A 20,468-nucleotide genomic window follows, 5' to 3' on the forward strand; every position below is an offset into this window, starting at 1 on the left:
AAAAAATTTTTACACAACACCCCACATAAGGCCCAAACGTGAGATCATCCTACTCAAAAGGTCATTTCCTGTTTCTCGTTGTTCTCACGGGGATCGTGTCAGGATTGGGGGCCATTGCGCTGTATCTGCTAATAGACATGACCAACGCATTCTTCGTAGGCTCCCTTGGCAACATTACACTCCCCGCACCGGCAGGCGAACCCGAAATGTTCTCTTTCAGCTTCTCCGGTGTCAGGGTTCCCTATTACCTCCTTCCGGCCATTGGAGGTCTGCTGAGCGGATACATCGTTTACACTCTCGCACCAGAAGCAGAGGGTCACGGGACAGATGCAGTGATAAAAGCATTCCACAGGGAGAGAGGTGTGATCAGGGCAAGGGTCCCATTTGTCAAGGCTCTGGCAACGGCGTTCACAATCGGCACAGGAGGGAGTGCAGGAAGGGAAGGACCTATCGCGCAGATAGGTGCCGGTTTTGGCTCCGTACTGTCCACATTCTTCGACCTCAGCGACAGAGAAAGAAGAATCCTGCTGATTTCTGGTGTTGCGGGAGGTATAGGTGCGATTTTCAGGTCTCCCCTTGGAGGGGCGCTTTTTGCCGTTGAAGTGCTTTACAGGAGAGATACCGAAACAGAGGGTTTGATATATGCGTTCCTCTCATCGATAATCTCCTACACCGTGTTCGTTGGCTTTCTGTACTCTATGAGACATTCTATGCCAACGAGTATCTTCGCCACACCCTCCTTTGCACTCACAGGCTTTGAGGAAGTTCCGTTTTTCGCACTGACCGGCCTTCTTTCTGCCATTGTGGGTATAGTCTACATCAAGACCTTTTACTCAGTCCATAACATATTCAAAAATCTGAAAATGAAAAGCTGGATGAAGCCTGTGGCCGGAGGCCTGCTTACCGGAGCCATAATCTATCTCATTCCTCCTGCCATGGGTATGAGCTACGGCTACGTTCAGCTCGCAATAGACGGAAAGCTGACTGTGATCATGGCACTCTCGCTTCTTCTCGGAAAAATACTCGCCACCTCGTTTACCGTGGGCAGCGGAGGAAGTGGAGGTGTATTCGCCCCATCAATAGTTATCGGCAGCATGGTGGGCGCACTGACAGGTTTCCTTGCCCAGTCAATACTGCCGGACTGCTCCCTCCCCATAGGAGCTTTCGTACTCGTGGGCATGGGTGCATTCATTTCCGCCATTGCAAAGACGCCGATAGCAAGCATCATAATGGTTCTCGAAATGAGCGGGGGCTATGAGCTTCTTCCAGCAATAATGACTGCCTCGGCCATCTCATACCTGCTCTCAGGAAACTACAGCATCTACAGCGAACAGGTTGATACGAGGGCCGACAGTCCTGCCCACAGAAGGGAAATGATTAAGGATGTTCTGGAGAACCTCACCGTGAGAGAGGCGATGAGTTCGGAGAATCTGATAACAGTCTCGCCAAACAATTCCGTCGATGATGTGCTGCAGCTCATACAGCTCACAGGCCATCTGGGGTTCCCGGTTGTCGATGAGGGGAAGCTCATCGGCGTCATTACACTCAGCGACATCAACAGGGTTTCCGACGAGATGAAGGAGAACATAAAGGTGGAGGACATAATGACCCGTAACCCCCTCGCAGTCAAGCCTGACGAGAACCTCGAAAAAGCCCTCAAGCTCTTAATCGCAAAGGACATCGGAAGGCTCATGGTCGTGGATGATGCGGGCAGACTGCTTGGAATAATAACCAGGAGTGATATAATGAAGGCGCACGCAAAGGAGCTGACGAGGCTGGGATTATGAGATTCATAGTTGCGATGACAGGTGCATCAGGCCAGATTTTCGGAGTCAGACTCCTCGAAATTTTAAGAGATCATGCAGAAATCCATCTCGTAATCTCATCCGCTGCAAGAATCACGGCAGAGCATGAGCTGGACGTTCCCCTGAGCCAGGTTGAAAAACTGGCCGATTTCGTGTATTCTGAGGACGATATAGCCGCAAGGATTGCGAGCGGATCCTTCAGGCACGATGGTATGGCAATCGTACCCTGCAGCATCAAAACGCTCTCATCAATTGCCTACGGGATGGCGGACAACCTCATAACGAGAGCTGCAGACGTTACTCTGAAAGAGAGGAGGAAACTCGTTCTGGCCGTTAGGGAGACCCCACTCCACATAAACCACCTGAGGGCAATGGTGAGGGTTACCGAGGCAGGGGGAGTGGTCATGCCTCCAGTACCGGCCTTCTACATCAGGCCGGAAAAAATAGAGGACATTGTTGACCATTTTGCTTCGAGAGTTGCTGAGGTTCTCGGAGTGCAGGTCGATTACAGGCGGTGGGAGTGACACCATTTCTCATTCCAGTACTTTTTGATGGTTTCCAGAGCAACCAGCTTTTCACCGCTCAGGAATCTTATGCTCGCCCCGCCTCCCGTGGAGATGTGGCTCACCTTGTCCTCAAGCCCAGCAAGTCTTGCCGCAGATGAAATGTGTCCTCCACCCACCACTGAAAATCCTGCCCTCGATACTGCCCTGAGAATCTCAAACGTCCCGTAGGCAAATTCCTCCTCTTCAAAAACTCCGGCGGGGCCGTTTATCACGGCTATATCATAGCTCTCAATTTCTCTGGAAAACATCTCCACCGTCTCTCTCCCAATATCCTTTATGGGCGGTTTGTCATCCATCCTGAAAAACTCCTCGACGGAAATATCGACCCTCTCCCCTCCAATCTCACAGCCAAAGTCCACGGGAAGGACTATTCTGTCTTCATAGTTCTTCAGCAGCTTCTTCATCTCTGAATCGTCAATACCCTCCTTGTTATCTTCCACAATCCTGATGTTTTTCTCTCCGAGGTCGTATCCCATGAGCATGAGGAAGTAATTGGCAACAACTCCTGTGAGGAAGACCCTCTCAGCAATGCCCTTCTCAAGAACGTTTTTCATGACGTTGACAGAATCGCTTATCTTCGCTCCGCCGAGAACGAATGCCTTTTCACCCTCACTGCCGAGCGCATTCGATAATGCCCTGACCTCCTTCTCAACCAGCCTTCCAATCACCGAGGGCAGAACAACAGGAAATCCCACAAGACTCGCATGACCCCTGTGTGATGCGGAAAAGGCATCATTGACATAGAAATCAAAATACCTGTAGAGTTTTGATACGATATATGAGCCGGCATGCTCTTCGGGTGTTTTTTTCAGTTCCTCTTCAGAATAAAACCTGACATTCTCAAGCAAGAGTATATCGCCAGCATCCATCTCCAGAATCCTCTTTACGGCACATTCGGAAAAAACCTCATCAATATACTCAACTTCCCGGTTAAGCAGCCTTGAAAAGACTTCAGCATGCTTTTTCAGCGTCGTGAAATCCTTCTTTCCGGGTCTCGACTGATGGGCCAGCAGAACAACCCTGCAGTCCTCAAGCTCTCTTATCGTTGGAATGTGGGCCCGGAATCTCGTCGTGTCCAGAATCTCTCCCTCAACGATGGGTGCGTTAATGTCAACCCTAACGAGGACGCTCCTGCCTGAATAATCAATGTCATCCAGAGTCGGATACTCCTCAATCATCAATCAGAAATCCCGGCCTGAAATTAAAAAGTTTTTGAAAAGCAGAATGGGGGCAAAAAGAAGATAAAATAAATGGAATTAGTCCTTCTTACCGAGAACAATCTCAATAGCAGAGACGTTTGCCTCGCCCTGCTCGCTCTCAACCTTCTCGGTTGAGATCTTGATGTCCTTTACCTCAACATCTGGAAGGAATCTCTTCCTGACGATCTCTGCAACATCGACAGCCCTGCTGATCGCTCTTCCCCTTGCCTTAACAACGACTTCCTTTGCACCGCCGTTGAACTGGGTCAGAACTGCCAGAACATAGTTCATTACAGGCTTGTTTCCTACAAACACAGCGTTTTCTGCCATTCCCATCTACCTCCTTGTTTTTATCCCGAAAAACCTACCACTATATTAACTTTTCTTTTACCATCAACTCAGCATTCAGTATGCTTGCTCCAGCAGCACCCCTGACAGTGTTGTGTCCGAGAACGAGATATTTGATCCCGCTGTCTCCATCCTTTCTCACTCTCCCAACGACAACGCTCATGCCATTTCCTGCATCTCTGTCAAGTCTCGGCTGAGGTCTGTCGGGTTCATCCCTCACCACGATAACCTCTTCCGGAGACGTGGGCAATCCTTCAATAGGCTTGAAGCTCCTGAAAGCTTCAATAACATCGTTCACTTCTATATTTCCACCAAACTCGGCAAAAACTGCCTCAAGGTGTCCGTCAATGACCGGAACTCTGTGACATGAGGCTGAAACCGTTATGCTGGCAAAATCGATACCGCTGCCCGTGAACTTTCCAAGCAGTTTGAGCGGTTCGGTCTCAACCTTGTCCTCCTCACCCCTGATGAAGGGTAAAACGTTGTCGATAACAGACATTGATGGCACTCCGGGATAACCAGCTCCGCTCAGCGCCTGCATCGTGGCAACGTTTACCTTGGCAAGCCCGAGGTCCAAGAGCGGTTTCAGTGTCAGAACAAGCATGATGGTCGTGCAGTTGGGATTCGTTACGATGAACCCATCCCAGCCCCTGTTCCTTTTCTGCACGTCAATCAGGCCGAGATGTTCGGCATTCACCTCAGGAATGACCAGCGGAACGTCCTCCTCCATTCTGAAGGCAGAAGCATTGCTCGCTACAGCAAAACCCTCCTGAGCGAATTTGGGTTCGACCTCTCTTGCAATGTCCGCGGGAAGGGCGGAGAAAACGATATCAGCATCCACATTTCTGGGGTCCATCGGCAGCATTTCCATGTCCCTTACATTTTCAGGTACATCGGATGAGATGAGCCATTCCACCTCGTCTCCGTAAGCCTTCCCAACCCTCCTCTCACTCGCCATCAGTGCAGAAATCTCGAACCAGGGATGGTTTTCGAGGAGCTGGATGAACTTCTGCCCGACCATTCCGGTCGCTCCGAGCACGGCAACTTTGTATTTCATACGCCAAGGAAAGCCGGGCAATATTAAAATTTTAAGATTATGAAGGGATCAAAACCATCAGAAGATTTTATATACTTCACTGAACAATAATACGTGCCCGCCGGCCATGCGTCCCCTGAAATGATGATGGGGATTCCACAGAGCGGGCGACACTCCTTTTTGAGTCCCCAGCCTAATCTCCTGTGAAACTGGAAAAGTAAAAACCTGATCTCCCAACGGCTGACGGTATATTACATGAACCGTGTTCGACAAGTTTTGCCAAAAACAGCATCACCTGATCTCAACAAGCCTCTTCACAAACCTCTGATACCACTTAAACTCTTTCGGTGTGACGATGCGAAATTCGAACGGTGAGAACACTCCTATCTTCCTCGTGATTTTACCAGTAATTTTTGCCCGGCCCTCCAGCCTTTCAGGAGTGTTGGATGAAACTATCAGCACATCTATATCGCTGGCCAGCGTGTGTCTTCCATCAACTACAGAGCCAAATACATAGACTCTCGCATCTCCAAGAATCTCAGTCGCAATTCTGGAAATCAATCTTGCATAGTGCATCCAGTTCTCAAAGTACTTACTCTCTTCTTTCGCATTTTCTATTCTCGCGTCGAAATTCATAGTCCATCAACCAGCTTTCGTACTTTTTCCGAAATACTAAACATGTTTTCAATTTCAATTTTCTCAAACTCGAATGGTAGGTAACGGGACGTGACGTATGCATTTTCAAGATTTGAAATTCTGTCAATTATATCTCAAAACTTCTCCAGTAAATTAATAACCGTTTCGAATGAACCCAGAAGACTATCCATCTGACCCTCTCAAGACTATGCGGATGATGAGGACAAGTCAGGGACCCGTCGAATTTTCCGAACAGATTATATAATCCTTGATTCCACTGGGAATATGGAACGCTCCCTTTTCGGCACGAACGGTGTCAGGGGTATTGCAAATGAAGAGCTTACAGCCGAACTCGCCCTCGATCTTGGCAGAACGATAGCCTCCCTGAGAGATGGAATTATTGCCGTTGGAATGGACGCGAGAATATCATCCCCAATGCTGAAGTCGGCAGTTCTTGCAGGGATAATGTCTGCCGGAAGTGATGCTGTTGACGTTGGGGTGACTCCAACACCCTCTCTTCAGTATTACGTTAAAAGCACAAAAGCAAAAGCAGGAGTCATAGTTACGGCCAGCCACAACCCGCGAGAATACAACGGAATTAAATTCGTAAGTGAGGATGGAACGGAGTTCAGCAGAGAGGAGGATGCTGAAGCAGAAAGAGTGCTTCTGAGCAAGAAATTCAGAAGAGCAGCCTGGAACGAGGTGGGAAGTGTTTTTACAGATGATGCAAACAGGGTTTACGTTACCGGCATACTGAACAGGGTGAATACAGACATTATCGCCGAAAAGGAATACAGAGTAGTCATAGACTGTGGAAACGGTGCCGCATCGTTTACAAGCCCGGAAATTGCAAGAAGATTGAACTGCAGAACATACACAATCAACTGCTATCCGGACGGCAGATTTCCAGCGAGAGCCTCTGAACCTGTAGAGGAGAACGTCTCTGAGCTTAAGGAGGTTGTTAAAGCAGTGAAGGCTGACCTCGGGGTCGCACATGATGGTGATGCAGACAGAGCCACCTTTGTCGATGAAAAAGGAAATTTCGTCAGCGAGGACGTCATGCTGGCCCTGATGGCGAAATACTATGTCGAGAGAAACGGCGGTGGAGTCGTGGTTACGCCTGTAAGCACATCAAGATGCGTCGAGGATGCTGTCAGAGATGCCGGGGGTGAAGTGATCTACACTGCCGTCGGCTCACCCGTTGTGGCAAAGGTGATGAAGGAGAAAAACGCCGTTTTTGGTGGAGAAGGAAACGGAGGGCTTATTTTCCCTGAACACCTGCTTGCCAGGGATGGCGGGATGAGTTTCGCCAAGGTTCTTGAGCTGATGGCTGAGGAGAACAAACCGCTGTCGGAGCTTGTAAAGGATATACCGCACTACGTTACTCTGAAAACGAAGGTCGAATGCAGAGACAAGAAAAAGCTGCTTGATGGTCTGAAAGCAGAGTTTGAAGATGCCAATTTCACCGACGGTGCAAGGATAGACTTCGAGGACGGATGGTTGCTGATCAGACCATCCGGCACGGAGCCAATAGCAAGGATTTTCGCCGAGGCGAAGGACGAGAAGAAGGCAAAGGAGCTGCTTGAGACAGGAATTGAGAAGGTGAGGAAAATACTAACAGACTGATGTGTACTTTTCAAGAATTTGAAATATCTTTTTTTTGGTGAATGGCTTGTCAATTATGTCAAGCGCCCCGGCCTCAATCAGGTATTTGCCCTTTGACCTCGAATAGGCAGTAACACCGATTATTTTGGCTCCAGGGTCGAGCTTCTTGATTTCCTTCGTTGCGGTTATCCCATCCATGACCGGAAGCTCGATATCCATCAAAACCAGGTCCGGCTTTGCAAACCTGTAGAGGTCTATGGCCTCCTGACCGTTTTTGGCCACGAGGATCTGGCAGTTACCCTTCGAGAGCATCACTTTGAGAACCTCAAGAACCGCATCGTCGTCTTCAACAATCATAACCTTTTTCCTTGTCATTCCTCCACCTCTTATTATCATTATCGTGAGAACCCAATAAATCTTTTTTGGTATAAGCCGGGAGCATGCCACTCACAGGCTCAGGTAAATTATGCAAGAGTAAAGCATAATAAGTCCCGGTTCAATATCTCTCAAAGGCACAGATTCAGGAGGTGGTGCTGTTGAAAGTAACCTGGTACGGGCATGCCTGTTTTATGCTGGAGGGCAGCAAGAAGGTGCTGATAGATCCCTTCCTTACCGGAAACCCGCTTGCTCCTGTGAAGCCAAATGAGGTAACCGCAGACGTAATCCTGGTAACCCACGGTCACGGAGACCATCTGGGAGATGCTGTTGAAATCGCCAGGAACAACGACTGTCCGGTTGTTGGAATCCATGAGCTTTCAAGGATACTTTCCGCTAAGGGTGTTGAGGCCGTGGGTATGAACATTGGCGGAACCGCAAAACTTTCCGGAATAGCCGCCACGATGGTCAAGGCGTTCCACTCCGCAGATGTTGAGGAGGACGGAGAACTCATACCTGCCGGCGACCCCGCAGGGTTTGTGGTTGAGATGGATGGTCAGAAGGTTTACCACTGTGGAGACACGGATGTTTTCATGGACATGCAGCTCATAGGCGAGCTTTATGAGCCAGAAGTTATGCTTGTGCCGATCGGCGGTTGGTACACGATGGGGATAAGGGAGGCTGTCAAAGCTGTGGAGCTTGTCAGGCCCAGATACGCCATACCCATGCACTACAACACGTTTCCGGTCATAGAGACCAATCCTGAGGAGTTCAAAAAAGCTGTTGAGGGCAGAGTTGAGGGTGTTAGCGTAGTGGTGCTGAAACCGGGAGAAAGCTTTGAATTTTAACTCATTCTTTTGAAAATTTTTTATAATACGTTCCGGTAAAAGATTCTTGTGAAGAAAATCCTGGTGATCCTTGCACTGCTGCTGATCGCATCAACGGCAAGCGGGGCAAAAATACAGGGGACTGTATTCTCATGGGAGACGTTCGAACCCCTTAAAAACGTCATAATCACGATAAACACCACTCCCCAGCAGAGAATCGTCAGCGAGGACGGCAGTTACATGTTCGAGGTGCCACCCGGAGTTTATTCAATCGAAGTTTACCACTACAACGACCTGACACTCTACGCCAACGAAACCGTCGTTGTGGAGCAGAACGGGACCTACAGGATAGATATCCTCGCTTATCCGCTGGTTGAGGAGCTGGACAGAAACATGAGCGAGGAGCTGAATCTCGAATTCAACGTGGAAGACGGCAAGACTCCGTCAAACACGAGATATTACTGGACTGGCGTGGCACTGCTGCTTGCCCTGCTGTTCACCGGAGCGTACATGCTCAGAAAGAGGAGATCTGAGGAGGTTTATGAGATTGTCTCGCACGAAACGCTGCCGGAAGACCTGAGCGAAATCGTGGAAATAATCAGGCAGGCTGGAGGTAGGATAACCCAGAAAGAGCTGAGGCAGAAAACTGGCTACAGCGATGCCAAAATCAGCCTGATGCTCGCAGACCTCGAACGCAGAGGTGTTGTGGAGAAGGTCAAAAAAGGCAGGGGTAACATTATTTTCCTGAAAGATTAGCAATGTTCCGGTATATTCTTGATGCAGTGTACAGCTCGTCGATGTACACAAACTCGCCGTCGGAATGAAGATTTTCGCCCCTGGGACCGAGATAAAACGCTGGAATGCCTCTATTTCTCACATGCCTTATGTCCCCAACTCCGAGAGTTACAACGGCCTTGGGAACCATTCCCTCCCGCCTGATCGCACCGCTTATCAGGTTTACAAGCTGTCTGTCAAGGTCGGGATTCACTCCGTCGAGCATGTAGCCAAAAGGCCTGAGAAATCCGGTTACGAAGAAGTCCGTGCCCTCATACTGAAATTCATCCCTAAGGCTGCTCACGTCTATCCAGGGAGCCACCCGGATGTCGGCATCAATCTCACAGCGATCGGGAACGACATTGCGCTTTATGCCGGCCCTCACAACAGACGGATTGAAAACCGCATCGCCGCTACCCCTGAACTCCACCTCAAGGCCGATTCTGGAAATTTCGTCAAAAAACTTTTTTCTATCTCCCCTGATTTTCTCGAATCGATCTACCGTTTCGGTTATGATTTCCGATGCTCTGTAAACCGCTCCTTTCTTAACATCGGCCATTGCAGTGTGTCCGCTCTCTCCGTGAACCACGATTTTCAGAGCAACAACCGCAGCCTGAGCTATGCCTATTCTGTCAGAGCCGAAAGGTTCGCCAATGATTACGAAGTCGGGCTCCTCGTGCTTCATCACCTCTCCCAAGCCAAGCTTCCCCCCAATCTCCTCATCAGCCGTGAAGGCCAGTTTTACCCCAGATTCGGGCTCATGATCCAGAAACGCAGAGATTATGGAGGCAACACATCCCTTCGCATCGCAGCTTCCCCGTCCGTAGACCCTTCCACCCTCAATGACGGGTTTTAAGAGCGAGTCATCTGAGGGGACGGTGTCCAGATGAGACGTGAACAGGAATTCTGGGTCTCCTTTGGATATCTCAACAACAATGTTGAGCTTTCCGTCCTTACCGTAAATCCTCGTGCTGTAACTCGAAAAAAGGTTTTGAAGGTACTCCACGGCCCCCTCCGTATTGCCGGGAGGGTTTCGCGTGTCAATCTCTATCAGATCCTTCAGAATCTCAACTGTGTCCATGCAGTAGTTTCTCGATATCCCTCTCTTTAACAGTTTCTATTTTTATGCCCGCCTCTCCCAGATTTCTCCGCATCCCCTCCCCGACATGGAGTGCATAGACTACCTCAACACCTTCCCCCACGAGAAGATTTACAAGCTCGTGTTTTCGCCTGTGTTTTTCATGTCTGCCTGCATGCTCTCTGTGAGGGTTTTCAGCCAGCTTTGCATTCTTTCCGTCAGTGATGTAAAAATACCTCGCCCTTCCGAAGTGTTCCGAAACAAGCGTTCCATCATCTGTCGGGATTGCGACCTTCATAGTGAATATATATTCAAAATGATTTTAAGTAGCTTTCGGAGTCTGGTGAGATAATTCCAAGCTGAGAAGTTGTGCCACTCAGTATCCCGCAAAATTGAAAAACGCAGGCCACACCTTATCCGGTGGATTCAGAGAGAAAGTACGTTCTGGCTCTGCTCGGAACAGTTGTCGTCTGGGCTGCCTCGTTCATCTTCGTCAAGATAAGTCTCGGGGAGATTGGTCCTTTCAACCTCGCACTCTACAGGTTCCTGATGGCGGCTCCGGTGCTGTACATAATTATGAAGCTCTCCGGCAAGATCGTCCCTGTCTCAAAGAGGGACCTTCCGGGACTGGTTTTTCTTGCTCTGACTGGAGTTACACTGCTTTACGCCGTGCAGTTTCTCGCTCTCGTTTACACCACCGCAACCAACTCGTCCATCCTGATCAACACGTCCGCAATATTTGTTTCCGTTCTCTCGTTCACTGTCGGCGAAAGACTCACGGGCAGAAAGTTCCTGGCTCTGATCCTCGCGTTTTCAGGCGTTGTGCTTACGGCATCAAAGGGCAATCTGGACTTCATTCATGCCGAAACTCTGAAAGGAGATCTGCTGATGATTTTCGACGGCTTTCTGTGGGCGCTGTACACCCTCGCCGGAAAAAGACTCCTTGAGAAATACAATCCGGAAACCCTCACTGTCTATGCCTTCGCCATCGGAGCGGTTCTGCTCCTCCCCTTTGCGTATGTGGAAGGCATGGCCAATCCAGTCGCATTTTCCACGATGACCTGGGTCTCCATTACCTTCCTGGCCCTGTTCTGCTCGGTTTTTGGCTATGTTGTGTGGTATTCCGCTCTCTCAGCCATGGAGGCGACGAAAGTTGCGGTTTTTGTATACCTGATACCTCTTTTTACAGCGGTGATGGCGTATTTCACCATTGGAGAAGATATCGGGCTGTTCACGGTTCTCGGTGGAATCCATATAGTCCTGGGAGTGTATCTTGTCGAGAGGTCTTAGTTTGATTGAGAAAGTAAAAAGAAAAGTTAGCCCTTAAGCTTCAACTTCATAAATTGTTTGAGCAATTCATCCATCTCCGGAAATGCCCTGATCTCCCCATTCTTTATTTTACCGTAAATTTCATTCAGAATCATCCTGTGTTGATTGACGTAAACTTTATACATGAAATCAATTACTGGCTGATAATTTTCCTTATCACCCTCCGCCACAGCATCCAGATACATCGCTCTATCCTCCAAGCCGAGATAGAGTGTTGGATAACCATTTCTCTCCAGCACGAAGTTCATCAACGCTCTCGCAACCCTGCCGTTACCGTCCACGAAAGGATGTATGGTTACGAACTTCGTGTGAAGCAGTACGGCAAGCTCGAATGGGTGCATTGATCGCCTGTTTTTTCTGTACCACTCCACAAGCTCCCTCATGAGTTCCGGAACCTCAAAAGCTGGTGGAGGCTCATGCTCAGCTTTCTCTATCAGAACCTGAATTTTCCTGTATTCTCCGGGAGATTCGAGCAAATTTTCCATGATTATGGAATGCATCTTTTTAATGAGTCTCTCGGATACGTCTCCCTCATATTCTTCCAAGAAATCTCTCAGTTTTCTGAAATTCAATATTTCATAGACCTCTCTGACAGACTTGCCAGCAGGAGTTATGTTGTGCTCAAGCAGCTCTTCAGCCTGCCTTAGAGTTATGGTGTTGCCCTCAATTGCCGTTGTTCCCTGCACATATCTTGCGAAGACAGATTGCTCATATCTCTTCATCTCGTCTGGATAGTGCTCTCCAAATAGCCTGTAGCTGTAGTGAAGTTCCTCTAAATTGAGTGCTTTGTCATCATCGAGATACGAACGCTTCTTTTTCAGCCAGAAGTCCGTGAAGATGTTTAACTTAGCTATCTGATATTCACCCAATTTTTTGATGAACTGTTCTGTGGTTGTTTTCTCCAATCTGCCAACGTATACGGTAACAGATAGGTATTTATCGTTAACCCTAACCTTATCTTTGATGTAAACATATTTGTGGCCCCTGATGATCTTAATCTCCAGTTTTGCCATGCTATGTAATTTGGCAAAACAGATTAAAAATTTTTGGAAATGGGATTAACCTCTTACAAGCTTTCAATCCATAGATGTTTTCGTGACAGCCCTCCTCCAGAGAATTTCGTCCAGATTTAGTGCTGCTTTTATCCCATAAGCATCCTGGTATGAACACCACTCGGAGAACCGCACCAATCTCCGTCGCATGGCTTTCACATACTTCCTGTCCCAGCTGGACATCCCAATCTGGAGAATAACGTTCTTGATGTCATCTTCCGTCCAGAAAACAGAAAAAGAGCAAGAGCCGCCGGCGGGATTCGAACCCGCGGCCTGGTGATTACGAGTCACCCGCTCTGACCAGCTGAGCTACGGCGGCACGCTCACATCTTGGAGCTTATTCTGCTGTTGCAGATCGCACAGTATATACCATCAGGGGTATTTAAAAAATACGCCTGATTGTTGCAGACAGGACATCTCATCTCCCCCATCATACTACGATATCACCGTACTTCCTGACATAATCCACGAGCCCACCCTCGTCCAGAATCCGTATCATGATTTCCGGAAGCGGTTTCGCCTGAATCTCAATGTCCTTTGTCAGGTTTCTGATAATACCTGTCGAGAGATCAACCTCAAGGTCATCCTCGGAGTCAATCTGGTCAGTATCGGCAATCAGCACAGGGAGGCCAACATTTATTGCATTGCGGTAAAATATTCTTGCAAAGGATTTGGCAATTACCGCCGAAATTCCGGCAATCTTGATTGCAAGAGGAGCGTGTTCCCTGCTGCTGCCCATCCCAAAATTCTTTCCGGCAACTATAAAATCTCCGGGCTTCATCTTCGATGGAAAATTAGGGTCAGCATCCTCCATAACGTGCTTGGCAAGCTCCGGCATGTTGCTCCTCAAATGATAGTACCGGCCGGGTGTGATGTGGTCAGTCGAAATATCATCTCCAAACTTCCAGGCTCGCCCTCTTAATTTCATTGACCCCACGTCATGGACGCTTTTTTTAAAGATTTTGATAAGTTCATTATGACTGTAATATCCCGAAATAATTTCACTCTTCAAACAACCACCTCCCGCTAAACTCGAACACCCTTTCGGCAGGCAACTTTCTCAGAAACGCCTGATAAGGAGTCTCAAGCTCATCAAAATTCAGGCTCATGTGAGGCTTCACGTGATTGTACCAGTAAACAAATTCCTCAACAGAATTAAACAAGCTTAGCTTCTGCTCCATCAGGCCAAAGAACCTCTCTATCTTCCCGTTGGTTTGAGGGTGGTTTACTCTGGCAACAATGTGCTTAACTCCATTCTCCTTCAGGAATTCTTTAAACCTGTGCTTAGCTTTCTCTCTGCTTTTTGCAGCAACAAATTGGGTTCCGTGATCGGTAAGAATTTCATCTGGAATGCCATATTCAGCGAATCCTTCTCTGAGTACCTTAATCGTGTTCTCTGTAGTTGCTGAATCAAAAACACCGTAGCAGGTTATGAAGCGAGAATCATCATCCATGAAGGCTATTATCCACTCTTCTCCAAGCCTTTTCCAGTCTCCCTGCCACAGACTCATGGAATGAGTTCTTTCAAATCGAACCCATTTCCTCCTCTTCTTCTTGTTCATGTTCCCCTCTACCAAACCGTGTTTGAGTAAAACTTTGTATATGGTGTTGTGAGGGATGTGGATATTGTAATCTCTTTCTATCAGCTTTTCCAGCAGTACCGGGCTGAGTCTATATTTGTTGTAGGTTTGCAGGATTACTTGTTCTGTCTCTTTGGGTATTAGCTTTGGTTCCCTTCCCGGTTGTTTTAATTCTGGTATCTTGCCTGTTTCTTCGTATTGCTTCTTGATCTGGTAAATTCTTCTTGGTGTTACTCTCATTACAGCCGCTATTTCTTTGACTGGAGTTCCCTTGTTGAGCTGCTTGATGATCCATTTGATTTTCTTGTTCGTTAGTTTTCTCACAAGAGTTGGGTTTAGGGTTGTGAAATAATTTTGGGATACTACAATAAGTTCATTATGACTATGTCAAATTTTAAATAATATGCCTGCGAAAAAAGGGAGGGTGGAATTCAATGTCTGCTACAATTGTCGTTGGTGGATTCTGGGGTGACGAAGGAAAGGGAAAGATAATAGCGCACATTGCACACTCCGATAAACCGAAAGTAATTGCAAGAGGTGGTGTAGGGCCAAATGCAGGGCATACAGTGGAATTCGATGGAAAGTCGTTCGGTATTCGAATGATCCCTTCCGGCTTCGTTTACGGTGATGCGAAGCTCCTGATCGGAGCTGGAGTTCTCGTCAATCCAGAAGTTTTTCTGAACGAGGTTAAAATGCTCAATGTGGAGGAGCGGGCAAGAATCGATTACAGGTGTGCAATCATCGAGCCAAAGCACATTGAAGCTGACAAAAGCTCGGAACACCTTGCAGGCAAAATAGGAAGCACGGGGAGCGGATGTGGGCCGGCAAACGCAGACAGAGTGATGAGGGTCGCCAGACTTGCAAAGGACGTTGTGGAGCTCCAGCCATTCCTTACCGACGTTCCCCTCGAGGTAAATGAGACGATTGACAGCGGAGAGTTCGTCCTGATAGAGGGTTCTCAGGGTTTTGCCCTAAGCCTTTACTACGGAACCTACCCATACGTAACATCCAAGGACGTTTCGGCATCGTCAATAGCCGCAGACGTTGGAGTCGGGCCAACGAAGATAGACGATGTGGTCGTCGTTTTCAAAACATTCCCTACAAGGGTCGGTTCAGGTCCATTCCCGACAGAGATGAGCCAGGAGGAGGCAGAAAGCCTCGGAATAGTGGAGTACGGGACAGTCACGGGCAGGAGGAGAAGGGTCGGATGGTGGGACCCGGAGCTTGCGAGATACTCGGCCATGATCAACGGAGCGACGCAGATTGCCATAACCGGAATTGACAGACTCGACAAGGAGTGCTATGGGGTGACCGAGTGGGGAAAACTGACACCAAAGGCAAAGGAGTTTGTTGAAAGAGTTGAGGATGACACGGGCGTTCCCGTTACACTCATTTCAACCGGCCCATCTCTCGAACAGATAATTGATCTGAGAGATGAAAGACTCTGATTGCCTTTTTTAATCCCCATTATTCAGCATCAAAAACTTAATATTTTGCGGTGTGAGAGGTGGAGCGTTATGAGGAGGAAACTTCTTGAAATTCTCGCATGCCCTGTTTGCAAAGGAGATCTTGACGTGGAAGTCGAGGAGGAGAACGAAGAAGAGATAGTGTGGGGACGATTGATCTGCAAGTCCTGTGGGGCTGAATATCCGATTGAGGATGGGATACCAAACATGCTTCCCCCTGAACTGAGGGAGACGGTATGAAGTTCATAGTGGTTACAGGAGGAGTGATGAGCGGCCTCGGAAAGGGCATCACAGCAGCGAGCATAGGCAGAATTCTCGTGGACATGGGTTACAGGGTCGTGCCGATAAAAATCGATCCGTACATAAACATCGATGCCGGGACCATGAACCCGTTCCAGCACGGCGAGGTTTACGTGCTTAAAGATGGAACAGAAGTCGATCTCGACCTCGGACACTACGAGCGGTTCATAGGAATGGAGCTTACCGGAAAACACAACATCACGACCGGAAAGATATACAGAAATGTGATCGAGAAGGAGAGAAAGGGCGAGTATCTCGGTCAGACTGTCCAGATCATACCTCACGTTACCGACGAGATCAAGCGGTGGATAAGGAGTGTTGCAGAAGAGAAAAACGCAGATATCTGTCTCATCGAGGTTGGCGGAACGGTTGGAGACATCGAGAGCATGCCGTTTCTTGAAGCAATAAGACAGATGCACAACGAAGAGAAAGAGGAGGATTTCCTGCTCGTCCATGTAACTCTCGTTCCGCTCGACAGCGGTGGCGAGCAGAAGACAAAGCCAACACAGCACAGCGTCAAGGAGCTGAGGAGCCTGGGACTCCATCCCGATGTTATCGTCGGAAGGTGCGAGGAGGAGCTGACCGAAAGCACCAAGAGAAAAATTTCGCTCTTCTGTGATGTTCCCGTCGAAGCGGTTGTAAGCGCGAAAAACGCAGACGACATTTATGAGGTTCCACTGCTTTTCAAACAGGAAAAGCTCGACAGATACATTGCCGAAAAACTGAGACTGAATCGGGCCAAAAGCGAGAATAGGTGGGAGGAGTTCGTTTCAAAACTTAAAAACGCCGGTGAAAACGTAACAATCGCCATTGTCGGCAAATACATGGATGTCAGAGATGCGTACATAAGCATAAGGGAGGCCCTCAAAATAGCCGGAGTTTACAGCGGCACGAAGGTCAGCTATCTCTGGATTGACAGTGAGGACTTCGAGGATTTTGAGGAGATTGAGATTGAGGCAGACGGAATACTTGTGCCGGGTGGATTCGGTTCAAGGGGTGTTGAGGGCAAAATAATGGCGATCAAATACGCCAGAGAAAACAACATACCGTTCCTCGGCATCTGTCTCGGATTTCAGCTTTCTGTCATAGAATTCACCAGAAATGTCCTCGGATACGATGGGGCAAACAGCACGGAGTTTGATGAAAATACACCCCATCCTGTTATCGACCTGCTTCCGGAGCAGAAGGAGATAGATGAACTGGGAGGGACGATGAGGCTGGGAGACATAGAAATAACTCTCAAGGAGAACACAATTGCCCACAGTCTCTATCAGACCGAAAAAATCCTGGAAAGGCACAGGCACAGGTATGAGGTCAATCCGGAATACATAGCCGAGCTTGAGAAAAACGGGCTTGTTTTTTCGGGTTACTCAGACGGTGGAAGGAGGATGGAAATCCTGGAGATTCCAGAAAAAAGATTCTTCCTCGCTACCCAGTTCCATCCGGAGTTTAAGGCCAAGCCATTTGCCCCATCACCACCGTTTGTCGGGTTTGTTAGGGCTGCGCTGGAATACAGGAGGGAAATGAATGGTTAAAGTTGAAAGATTTGTGGAAAAAGCAATTCAGGAGATTAAGGAACAGGTTGGTGACGGAAAGGCAATCATAGCGTTATCCGGAGGAGTTGACAGTTCCGTTTGTGCTGTTCTGGCTTACAGAGCCATTGGAGATAAGCTGATACCCGTTTTTGTTGATACGGGGCTTATGAGAGCAGGCGAGCCAGAGAGGGTGAAGGAAATCTTCGGGTACATGAATCTCAAATTTGTGGATGCGAGGGACGAGTTCTTCAATGCTCTGAAGGGTGTTGTTGATCCGGAGGAAAAGAGGAAGGTCATAGGAGAGCTTTTTGTCAGGGTATTTGAGAAGGTTGCGGAAGAGGAAAAAGCCGATTATCTCATTCAGGGAACGATATACCCGGACATAATAGAGAGCCAGGGCGGGATAAAGAGCCACCACAATGTCGGCGGTTTCCCCACACACTACACGTTTAAAGGGGTCATAGAGCCTCTGAGGGAACTGTACAAGGACGAGGTCCGAGAGGTAGCGAGATACATTGGACTGCCAGAAGAGATCTCAGAGAGGATGCCATTCCCCGGACCGGGGCTGGCTGTGAGGGTGCTCGGAGAAGTCACGCCGGAAAAGGTCGAAGTGGTCAGAAGGGCGAACAAAATTGTCGAGGAGGAGCTCAAGGACATTCCGAAGTGGCAGGCATTCGCAGCAGTCATAGGGAGAGCCACAGGTGTCAAGGGCGATGAGAGGGTTTACGGCTACATAATATCAATAAGAGCGGTTGAGAGCAGGGACGCCATGACTGCAGAACCCCTCAGGCTTGATTACGAAATCCTCAGGAGAATCATGAGAAGGATAACAGAGGAGATTCCTGAGGTTGTGAGAGTCGTGTATGATATAACTCCAAAACCACCCGCCACGATCGAGTATGAGTGAGATCATCGAGAGGGAAAAGAAGGTATTCATCCAGTTTTTTAACAGATATCCAATCGTAATCGAAAGAGCGAAGGGGTGCTGGATTTTTGACGAAGACGGGCGAAAATACCTTGACCTCATAGCAGGAATTGCCTGCGTGTCGGTGGGCCATTCCAACGAATACGTGATTGAAAGGGTGAGAGAGCAGGCTGAAAAGCTCATCCACGTTTCAAACCTGTTTTACACCAAGCCCCAGGTCGAGCTTGCGGAGAAACTTGCTGAGATAAGCGGAATGGATAGATTCTTTTTCACGAATTCAGGGACCGAGAGTGTAGAGGCTGCCTTAAAAATAGCCAGGAGAGTTACAAGCAGAAAGAAATTCGTCTCGTTCACGGGCGACTTTCACGGCAGGAGTATGGGTGCGCTTTCAGTAACATGGAAGGAAAAGTTCAGGGAGCCGTTCATGCCTCTGATAGAGCCGGTGAGCTTTGCAGAATTCAACTCATTAGAGAGTCTGGAAAATGCTGTGGACGGAGAGACCGCGGCGGTGATAATGGAACCCGTTCAGGGAGAGGCAGGAGTATATCCTGCGAAAAAAGAATTCATGAAAAGGCTGTTTGAGCTTAAGGAGGAGCATGACTTTCTCATAATCTTCGATGAGGTGCAGACCGGATTTGGCAGAACCGGGGAGTGGTTTGCCAAGGATATCTACGGGTTCGAGCCAGACATCATGACCCTCGCAAAGGCCATGGGCAACGGGTTCCCCATCGGGGCGGTTGCCGTAAGCGAGGAGGTGCATTCCGGAATCCAGAAGGGAGATCATGGATCAACGTTTGGCGGAAACCCGCTCGCATGCTCGGCATCTCTCGCAACCATAGAGTACATGGAGCAGAACAACCTTCTGGAGAATTCGAGGAAAATGGGGGAGAGATTCAGAAAGGGACTTGAAGGTTTTGACTTCGTTCAGGATGTGAGGGGCTTCGGGCTGATGGTTGGTCTTAGTGTAAGTGATGCGAAGGGTTTTTCCCAGTTTGCCATGGGCAGAGGTGTGCTTGTAAACGCAACATCCGAGAGAGACGTGAGAATAATCCCGCCACTGACAATAAGCAGAGAAGAAGTTGATCTTGCCCTGTCAGTTTTCGAAGAGTTTGCCCACTAATTTTTTCCCTCCAGTTTTTTCACATGCTTGAGGACCATGTTCCTCTCGAAGTAGTCGAGAATATTCCTCCAGGCCGGTTTCTTGCCCCTGTAAACTGGAGAGTGTTCAACAATCATGTCAATGTTGTAACCCCTGCCCAGAAGCTCGGAGATCAGCTCATCCCTTCTGTCGAAATGCTCGAGAAATTCAGTCAGGAGAGCTTCAATGTTCTCCCTGCCCTCGACAGGTTTGCGGTGGGATGGAACAATCACCGTGAAATCGTAGTCAAAAAGAATCTCTATGCTCTTCTTGAACATCTCCGGATCGCTCTCCGGATTTCCATACCAGGGGCCAAATGGTGTCAGGTCTATGTCAGCCGAAAACAGAATTCTGCCATCGATCAGGAAGAGGTGCATGTCCACCGTGTGTCCCTCAGTCTTTATCAGCTCAACCTCGTGGTTTTTCGTGCTGAAATCGTGGCTTTCATCATACAGAATGCCGCTGAAGTCCCTCAGACCGGCCATGTTTCTTGCAAAATCCATCCACTCATCCGCGACTTCCGGAGCAAACCTTCTGGCAAGCTCTTCCACCGTCGTGGCCGGATGCGGAGTGTATACGCTCTTCCCGTATTTTTCAGCAAGCCATGCTCCGGATGCGTGGTCGGGATGTGTGTGGGTGAGAACAAGCTCGTCGAATCTGTCAAGAACTGCCTCAAGCCTGTCCTTTCCGCAGCTTGAATCAATCAGAAGATTATCGACAAGCAGACAGTTGCAGTAGGGAAACCTGCCCCTGTTCTGACCCTCGATGAGGTAAACACCATCTGCAAGCTTCACATGCTCTCTGTAAAAAATCAGAATAAATACATTATTTCGCCAGGGGTTCAACTTGAGACAAAAATGCAGATATGTGTTAAAATTTTTCACACTTTTTTTA

General features: G+C 48.5%; 23 protein-coding genes and 1 tRNA gene. 11 read left to right on the top strand and 13 right to left on the bottom strand.

Translation table 11 applies throughout. From position 1 onward, the window contains the following. Positions 1–38: 38 nt before the first annotated feature. Entirely contained in the window at positions 39–1,787 is a 1,749-nt protein-coding gene (locus LPQ35_RS00375) for a chloride channel protein (protein WP_346297650.1), read from the top strand. After that, positions 1,784–2,329, top strand: a complete 546-nt coding sequence (locus LPQ35_RS00380; RefSeq protein WP_203218957.1) for a UbiX family flavin prenyltransferase — start codon at positions 1,784–1,786, stop codon at positions 2,327–2,329. The genes LPQ35_RS00375 and LPQ35_RS00380 overlap by 4 nt, the downstream gene beginning before the upstream one ends. Here the strand turns inward: LPQ35_RS00380 and LPQ35_RS00385 are convergent. The 5 genes from LPQ35_RS00385 to LPQ35_RS00405 form a co-directional block, all read right to left on the bottom strand. Next, positions 2,311–3,549 carry a phosphoglycerate kinase gene (locus LPQ35_RS00385; RefSeq protein WP_193806765.1) on the bottom strand — a complete coding sequence of 413 codons (1,239 nt, stop codon included), beginning with the start codon at positions 3,547–3,549 and terminating at the stop codon, positions 2,311–2,313. The genes LPQ35_RS00380 and LPQ35_RS00385 overlap by 19 nt on opposite strands. 78 nt (positions 3,550–3,627) lie before the next feature. After that, a complete protein-coding gene (gene albA / locus LPQ35_RS00390; RefSeq protein ID WP_048093681.1) occupies positions 3,628–3,900 on the bottom strand; it encodes a DNA-binding protein Alba in 273 nt (90 codons plus the stop codon). A gap of 40 nt (positions 3,901–3,940) precedes the next feature. Further along, a complete protein-coding gene (asd, locus tag LPQ35_RS00395) occupies positions 3,941–4,975 on the bottom strand; it encodes an aspartate-semialdehyde dehydrogenase (protein WP_193806763.1) in 1,035 nt (344 codons plus the stop codon). A 270-nt stretch (positions 4,976–5,245) separates the two neighbouring features. Then, entirely contained in the window at positions 5,246–5,590 is a 345-nt protein-coding gene (locus LPQ35_RS00400) for a nucleotidyltransferase domain-containing protein (RefSeq protein WP_193806761.1), read from the bottom strand. Continuing rightward, positions 5,587–5,721: a HEPN domain-containing protein gene (locus LPQ35_RS00405; RefSeq protein WP_193807544.1), complete on the bottom strand. Its 135-nt coding sequence runs from the start codon at positions 5,719–5,721 to the stop codon at positions 5,587–5,589. The genes LPQ35_RS00400 and LPQ35_RS00405 overlap by 4 nt, the downstream gene beginning before the upstream one ends. A gap of 154 nt (positions 5,722–5,875) precedes the next feature. Here LPQ35_RS00405 and glmM point away from each other — a divergent pair, with 154 nt between their 5' ends. Further along, complete coding sequence (gene glmM / locus LPQ35_RS00410) at positions 5,876–7,216, top strand: phosphoglucosamine mutase (RefSeq protein ID WP_193806759.1); 1,341 nt, start codon at positions 5,876–5,878, stop codon at positions 7,214–7,216. Here glmM and LPQ35_RS00415 read toward each other — a convergent pair. Continuing rightward, entirely contained in the window at positions 7,205–7,570 is a 366-nt protein-coding gene (locus tag LPQ35_RS00415; RefSeq protein ID WP_193806757.1) for a response regulator, read from the bottom strand. The two genes, glmM and LPQ35_RS00415, sit on opposite strands and share 12 nt — an antisense overlap. A 161-nt stretch (positions 7,571–7,731) precedes the next feature. Between LPQ35_RS00415 and LPQ35_RS00420 the strand changes: the two genes are divergently transcribed. Both LPQ35_RS00420 and LPQ35_RS00425 read left to right on the top strand, forming a co-directional pair. Then, positions 7,732–8,418 carry a metal-dependent hydrolase gene (locus tag LPQ35_RS00420; protein ID WP_193806755.1) on the top strand — a complete coding sequence of 229 codons (687 nt, stop codon included), beginning with the start codon at positions 7,732–7,734 and terminating at the stop codon, positions 8,416–8,418. Between the two features lie 48 nt (positions 8,419–8,466). Further along, entirely contained in the window at positions 8,467–9,153 is a 687-nt protein-coding gene (locus LPQ35_RS00425) for a DUF7343 domain-containing protein (protein ID WP_193806752.1), read from the top strand. On the opposite strand, the gene LPQ35_RS00430 is transcribed toward LPQ35_RS00425, so the two are convergent. After that, positions 9,134–10,252, bottom strand: coding sequence for a M20/M25/M40 family metallo-hydrolase (locus LPQ35_RS00430; RefSeq protein ID WP_193806751.1), 1,119 nt, complete (start codon positions 10,250–10,252; stop codon positions 9,134–9,136). The genes LPQ35_RS00425 and LPQ35_RS00430 overlap by 20 nt on opposite strands. Further along, positions 10,239–10,547, bottom strand: coding sequence for a NifB/NifX family molybdenum-iron cluster-binding protein (locus LPQ35_RS00435; protein ID WP_193806750.1), 309 nt, complete (start codon positions 10,545–10,547; stop codon positions 10,239–10,241). Before LPQ35_RS00435 ends, LPQ35_RS00430 begins: the two co-directional genes overlap by 14 nt. A gap of 122 nt (positions 10,548–10,669) precedes the next feature. Between LPQ35_RS00435 and LPQ35_RS00440 the strand changes: the two genes are divergently transcribed. Further along, positions 10,670–11,539, top strand: coding sequence for an EamA family transporter (locus tag LPQ35_RS00440; protein ID WP_193806749.1), 870 nt, complete (start codon positions 10,670–10,672; stop codon positions 11,537–11,539). Positions 11,540–11,565: 26 nt separating this feature from the next. Here the strand turns inward: LPQ35_RS00440 and LPQ35_RS00445 are convergent, their stop codons facing one another. The 4 genes from LPQ35_RS00445 to LPQ35_RS00460 form a co-directional block, all read right to left on the bottom strand. Beyond that, a complete protein-coding gene (locus tag LPQ35_RS00445; RefSeq protein ID WP_193806748.1) occupies positions 11,566–12,591 on the bottom strand; it encodes a Fic family protein in 1,026 nt (341 codons plus the stop codon). Positions 12,592–12,875: 284 nt separating this feature from the next. Next, positions 12,876–12,949 (bottom strand) — tRNA-Thr (locus LPQ35_RS00450). Positions 12,950–13,060: 111 nt separating this feature from the next. Beyond that, entirely contained in the window at positions 13,061–13,558 is a 498-nt protein-coding gene (locus LPQ35_RS00455) for a 3-isopropylmalate dehydratase small subunit (protein ID WP_193806747.1), read from the bottom strand. A 73-nt stretch (positions 13,559–13,631) separates the two neighbouring features. Beyond that, positions 13,632–14,534, bottom strand: a complete 903-nt coding sequence (locus LPQ35_RS00460) for an IS481 family transposase (protein ID WP_193806746.1) — start codon at positions 14,532–14,534, stop codon at positions 13,632–13,634. A gap of 110 nt (positions 14,535–14,644) precedes the next feature. On the opposite strand from LPQ35_RS00460, the gene LPQ35_RS00465 reads away from it, so the two are divergent. The 5 genes from LPQ35_RS00465 to LPQ35_RS00485 all read left to right on the top strand — a co-directional run bounded on the left by LPQ35_RS00465 (position 14,645) and on the right by LPQ35_RS00485 (position 19,556). Next, on the top strand, positions 14,645–15,658 hold the full coding sequence (locus LPQ35_RS00465; RefSeq protein WP_193806744.1) for an adenylosuccinate synthetase: 1,014 nt from the start codon (positions 14,645–14,647) through the stop codon (positions 15,656–15,658). A gap of 69 nt (positions 15,659–15,727) precedes the next feature. Further along, positions 15,728–15,916, top strand: a complete 189-nt coding sequence (locus LPQ35_RS00470) for a methytransferase partner Trm112 (protein ID WP_193806741.1) — start codon at positions 15,728–15,730, stop codon at positions 15,914–15,916. Further along, positions 15,913–17,511, top strand: a complete 1,599-nt coding sequence (pyrG, locus tag LPQ35_RS00475) for a glutamine hydrolyzing CTP synthase (RefSeq protein ID WP_193806739.1) — start codon at positions 15,913–15,915, stop codon at positions 17,509–17,511. The genes LPQ35_RS00470 and pyrG overlap by 4 nt, the downstream gene beginning before the upstream one ends. Further along, complete coding sequence (guaA, locus tag LPQ35_RS00480) at positions 17,504–18,418, top strand: glutamine-hydrolyzing GMP synthase (RefSeq protein WP_193806737.1); 915 nt, start codon at positions 17,504–17,506, stop codon at positions 18,416–18,418. The genes pyrG and guaA overlap by 8 nt, the downstream gene beginning before the upstream one ends. Then, complete coding sequence (locus LPQ35_RS00485; RefSeq protein ID WP_193806734.1) at positions 18,411–19,556, top strand: acetylornithine/succinylornithine family transaminase; 1,146 nt, start codon at positions 18,411–18,413, stop codon at positions 19,554–19,556. Before guaA ends, LPQ35_RS00485 begins: the two co-directional genes overlap by 8 nt. On the opposite strand, the gene LPQ35_RS00490 is transcribed toward LPQ35_RS00485, so the two are convergent. After that, positions 19,553–20,419: an MBL fold metallo-hydrolase gene (locus tag LPQ35_RS00490; protein ID WP_193806732.1), complete on the bottom strand. Its 867-nt coding sequence runs from the start codon at positions 20,417–20,419 to the stop codon at positions 19,553–19,555. The two genes, LPQ35_RS00485 and LPQ35_RS00490, sit on opposite strands and share 4 nt — an antisense overlap. Positions 20,420–20,468 lie beyond the last annotated feature (49 nt).

This window comes from Geoglobus acetivorans, from assembly GCF_039641995.1.
Lineage (GTDB): Archaea > Halobacteriota > Archaeoglobi > Archaeoglobales > Archaeoglobaceae > Geoglobus > Geoglobus acetivorans.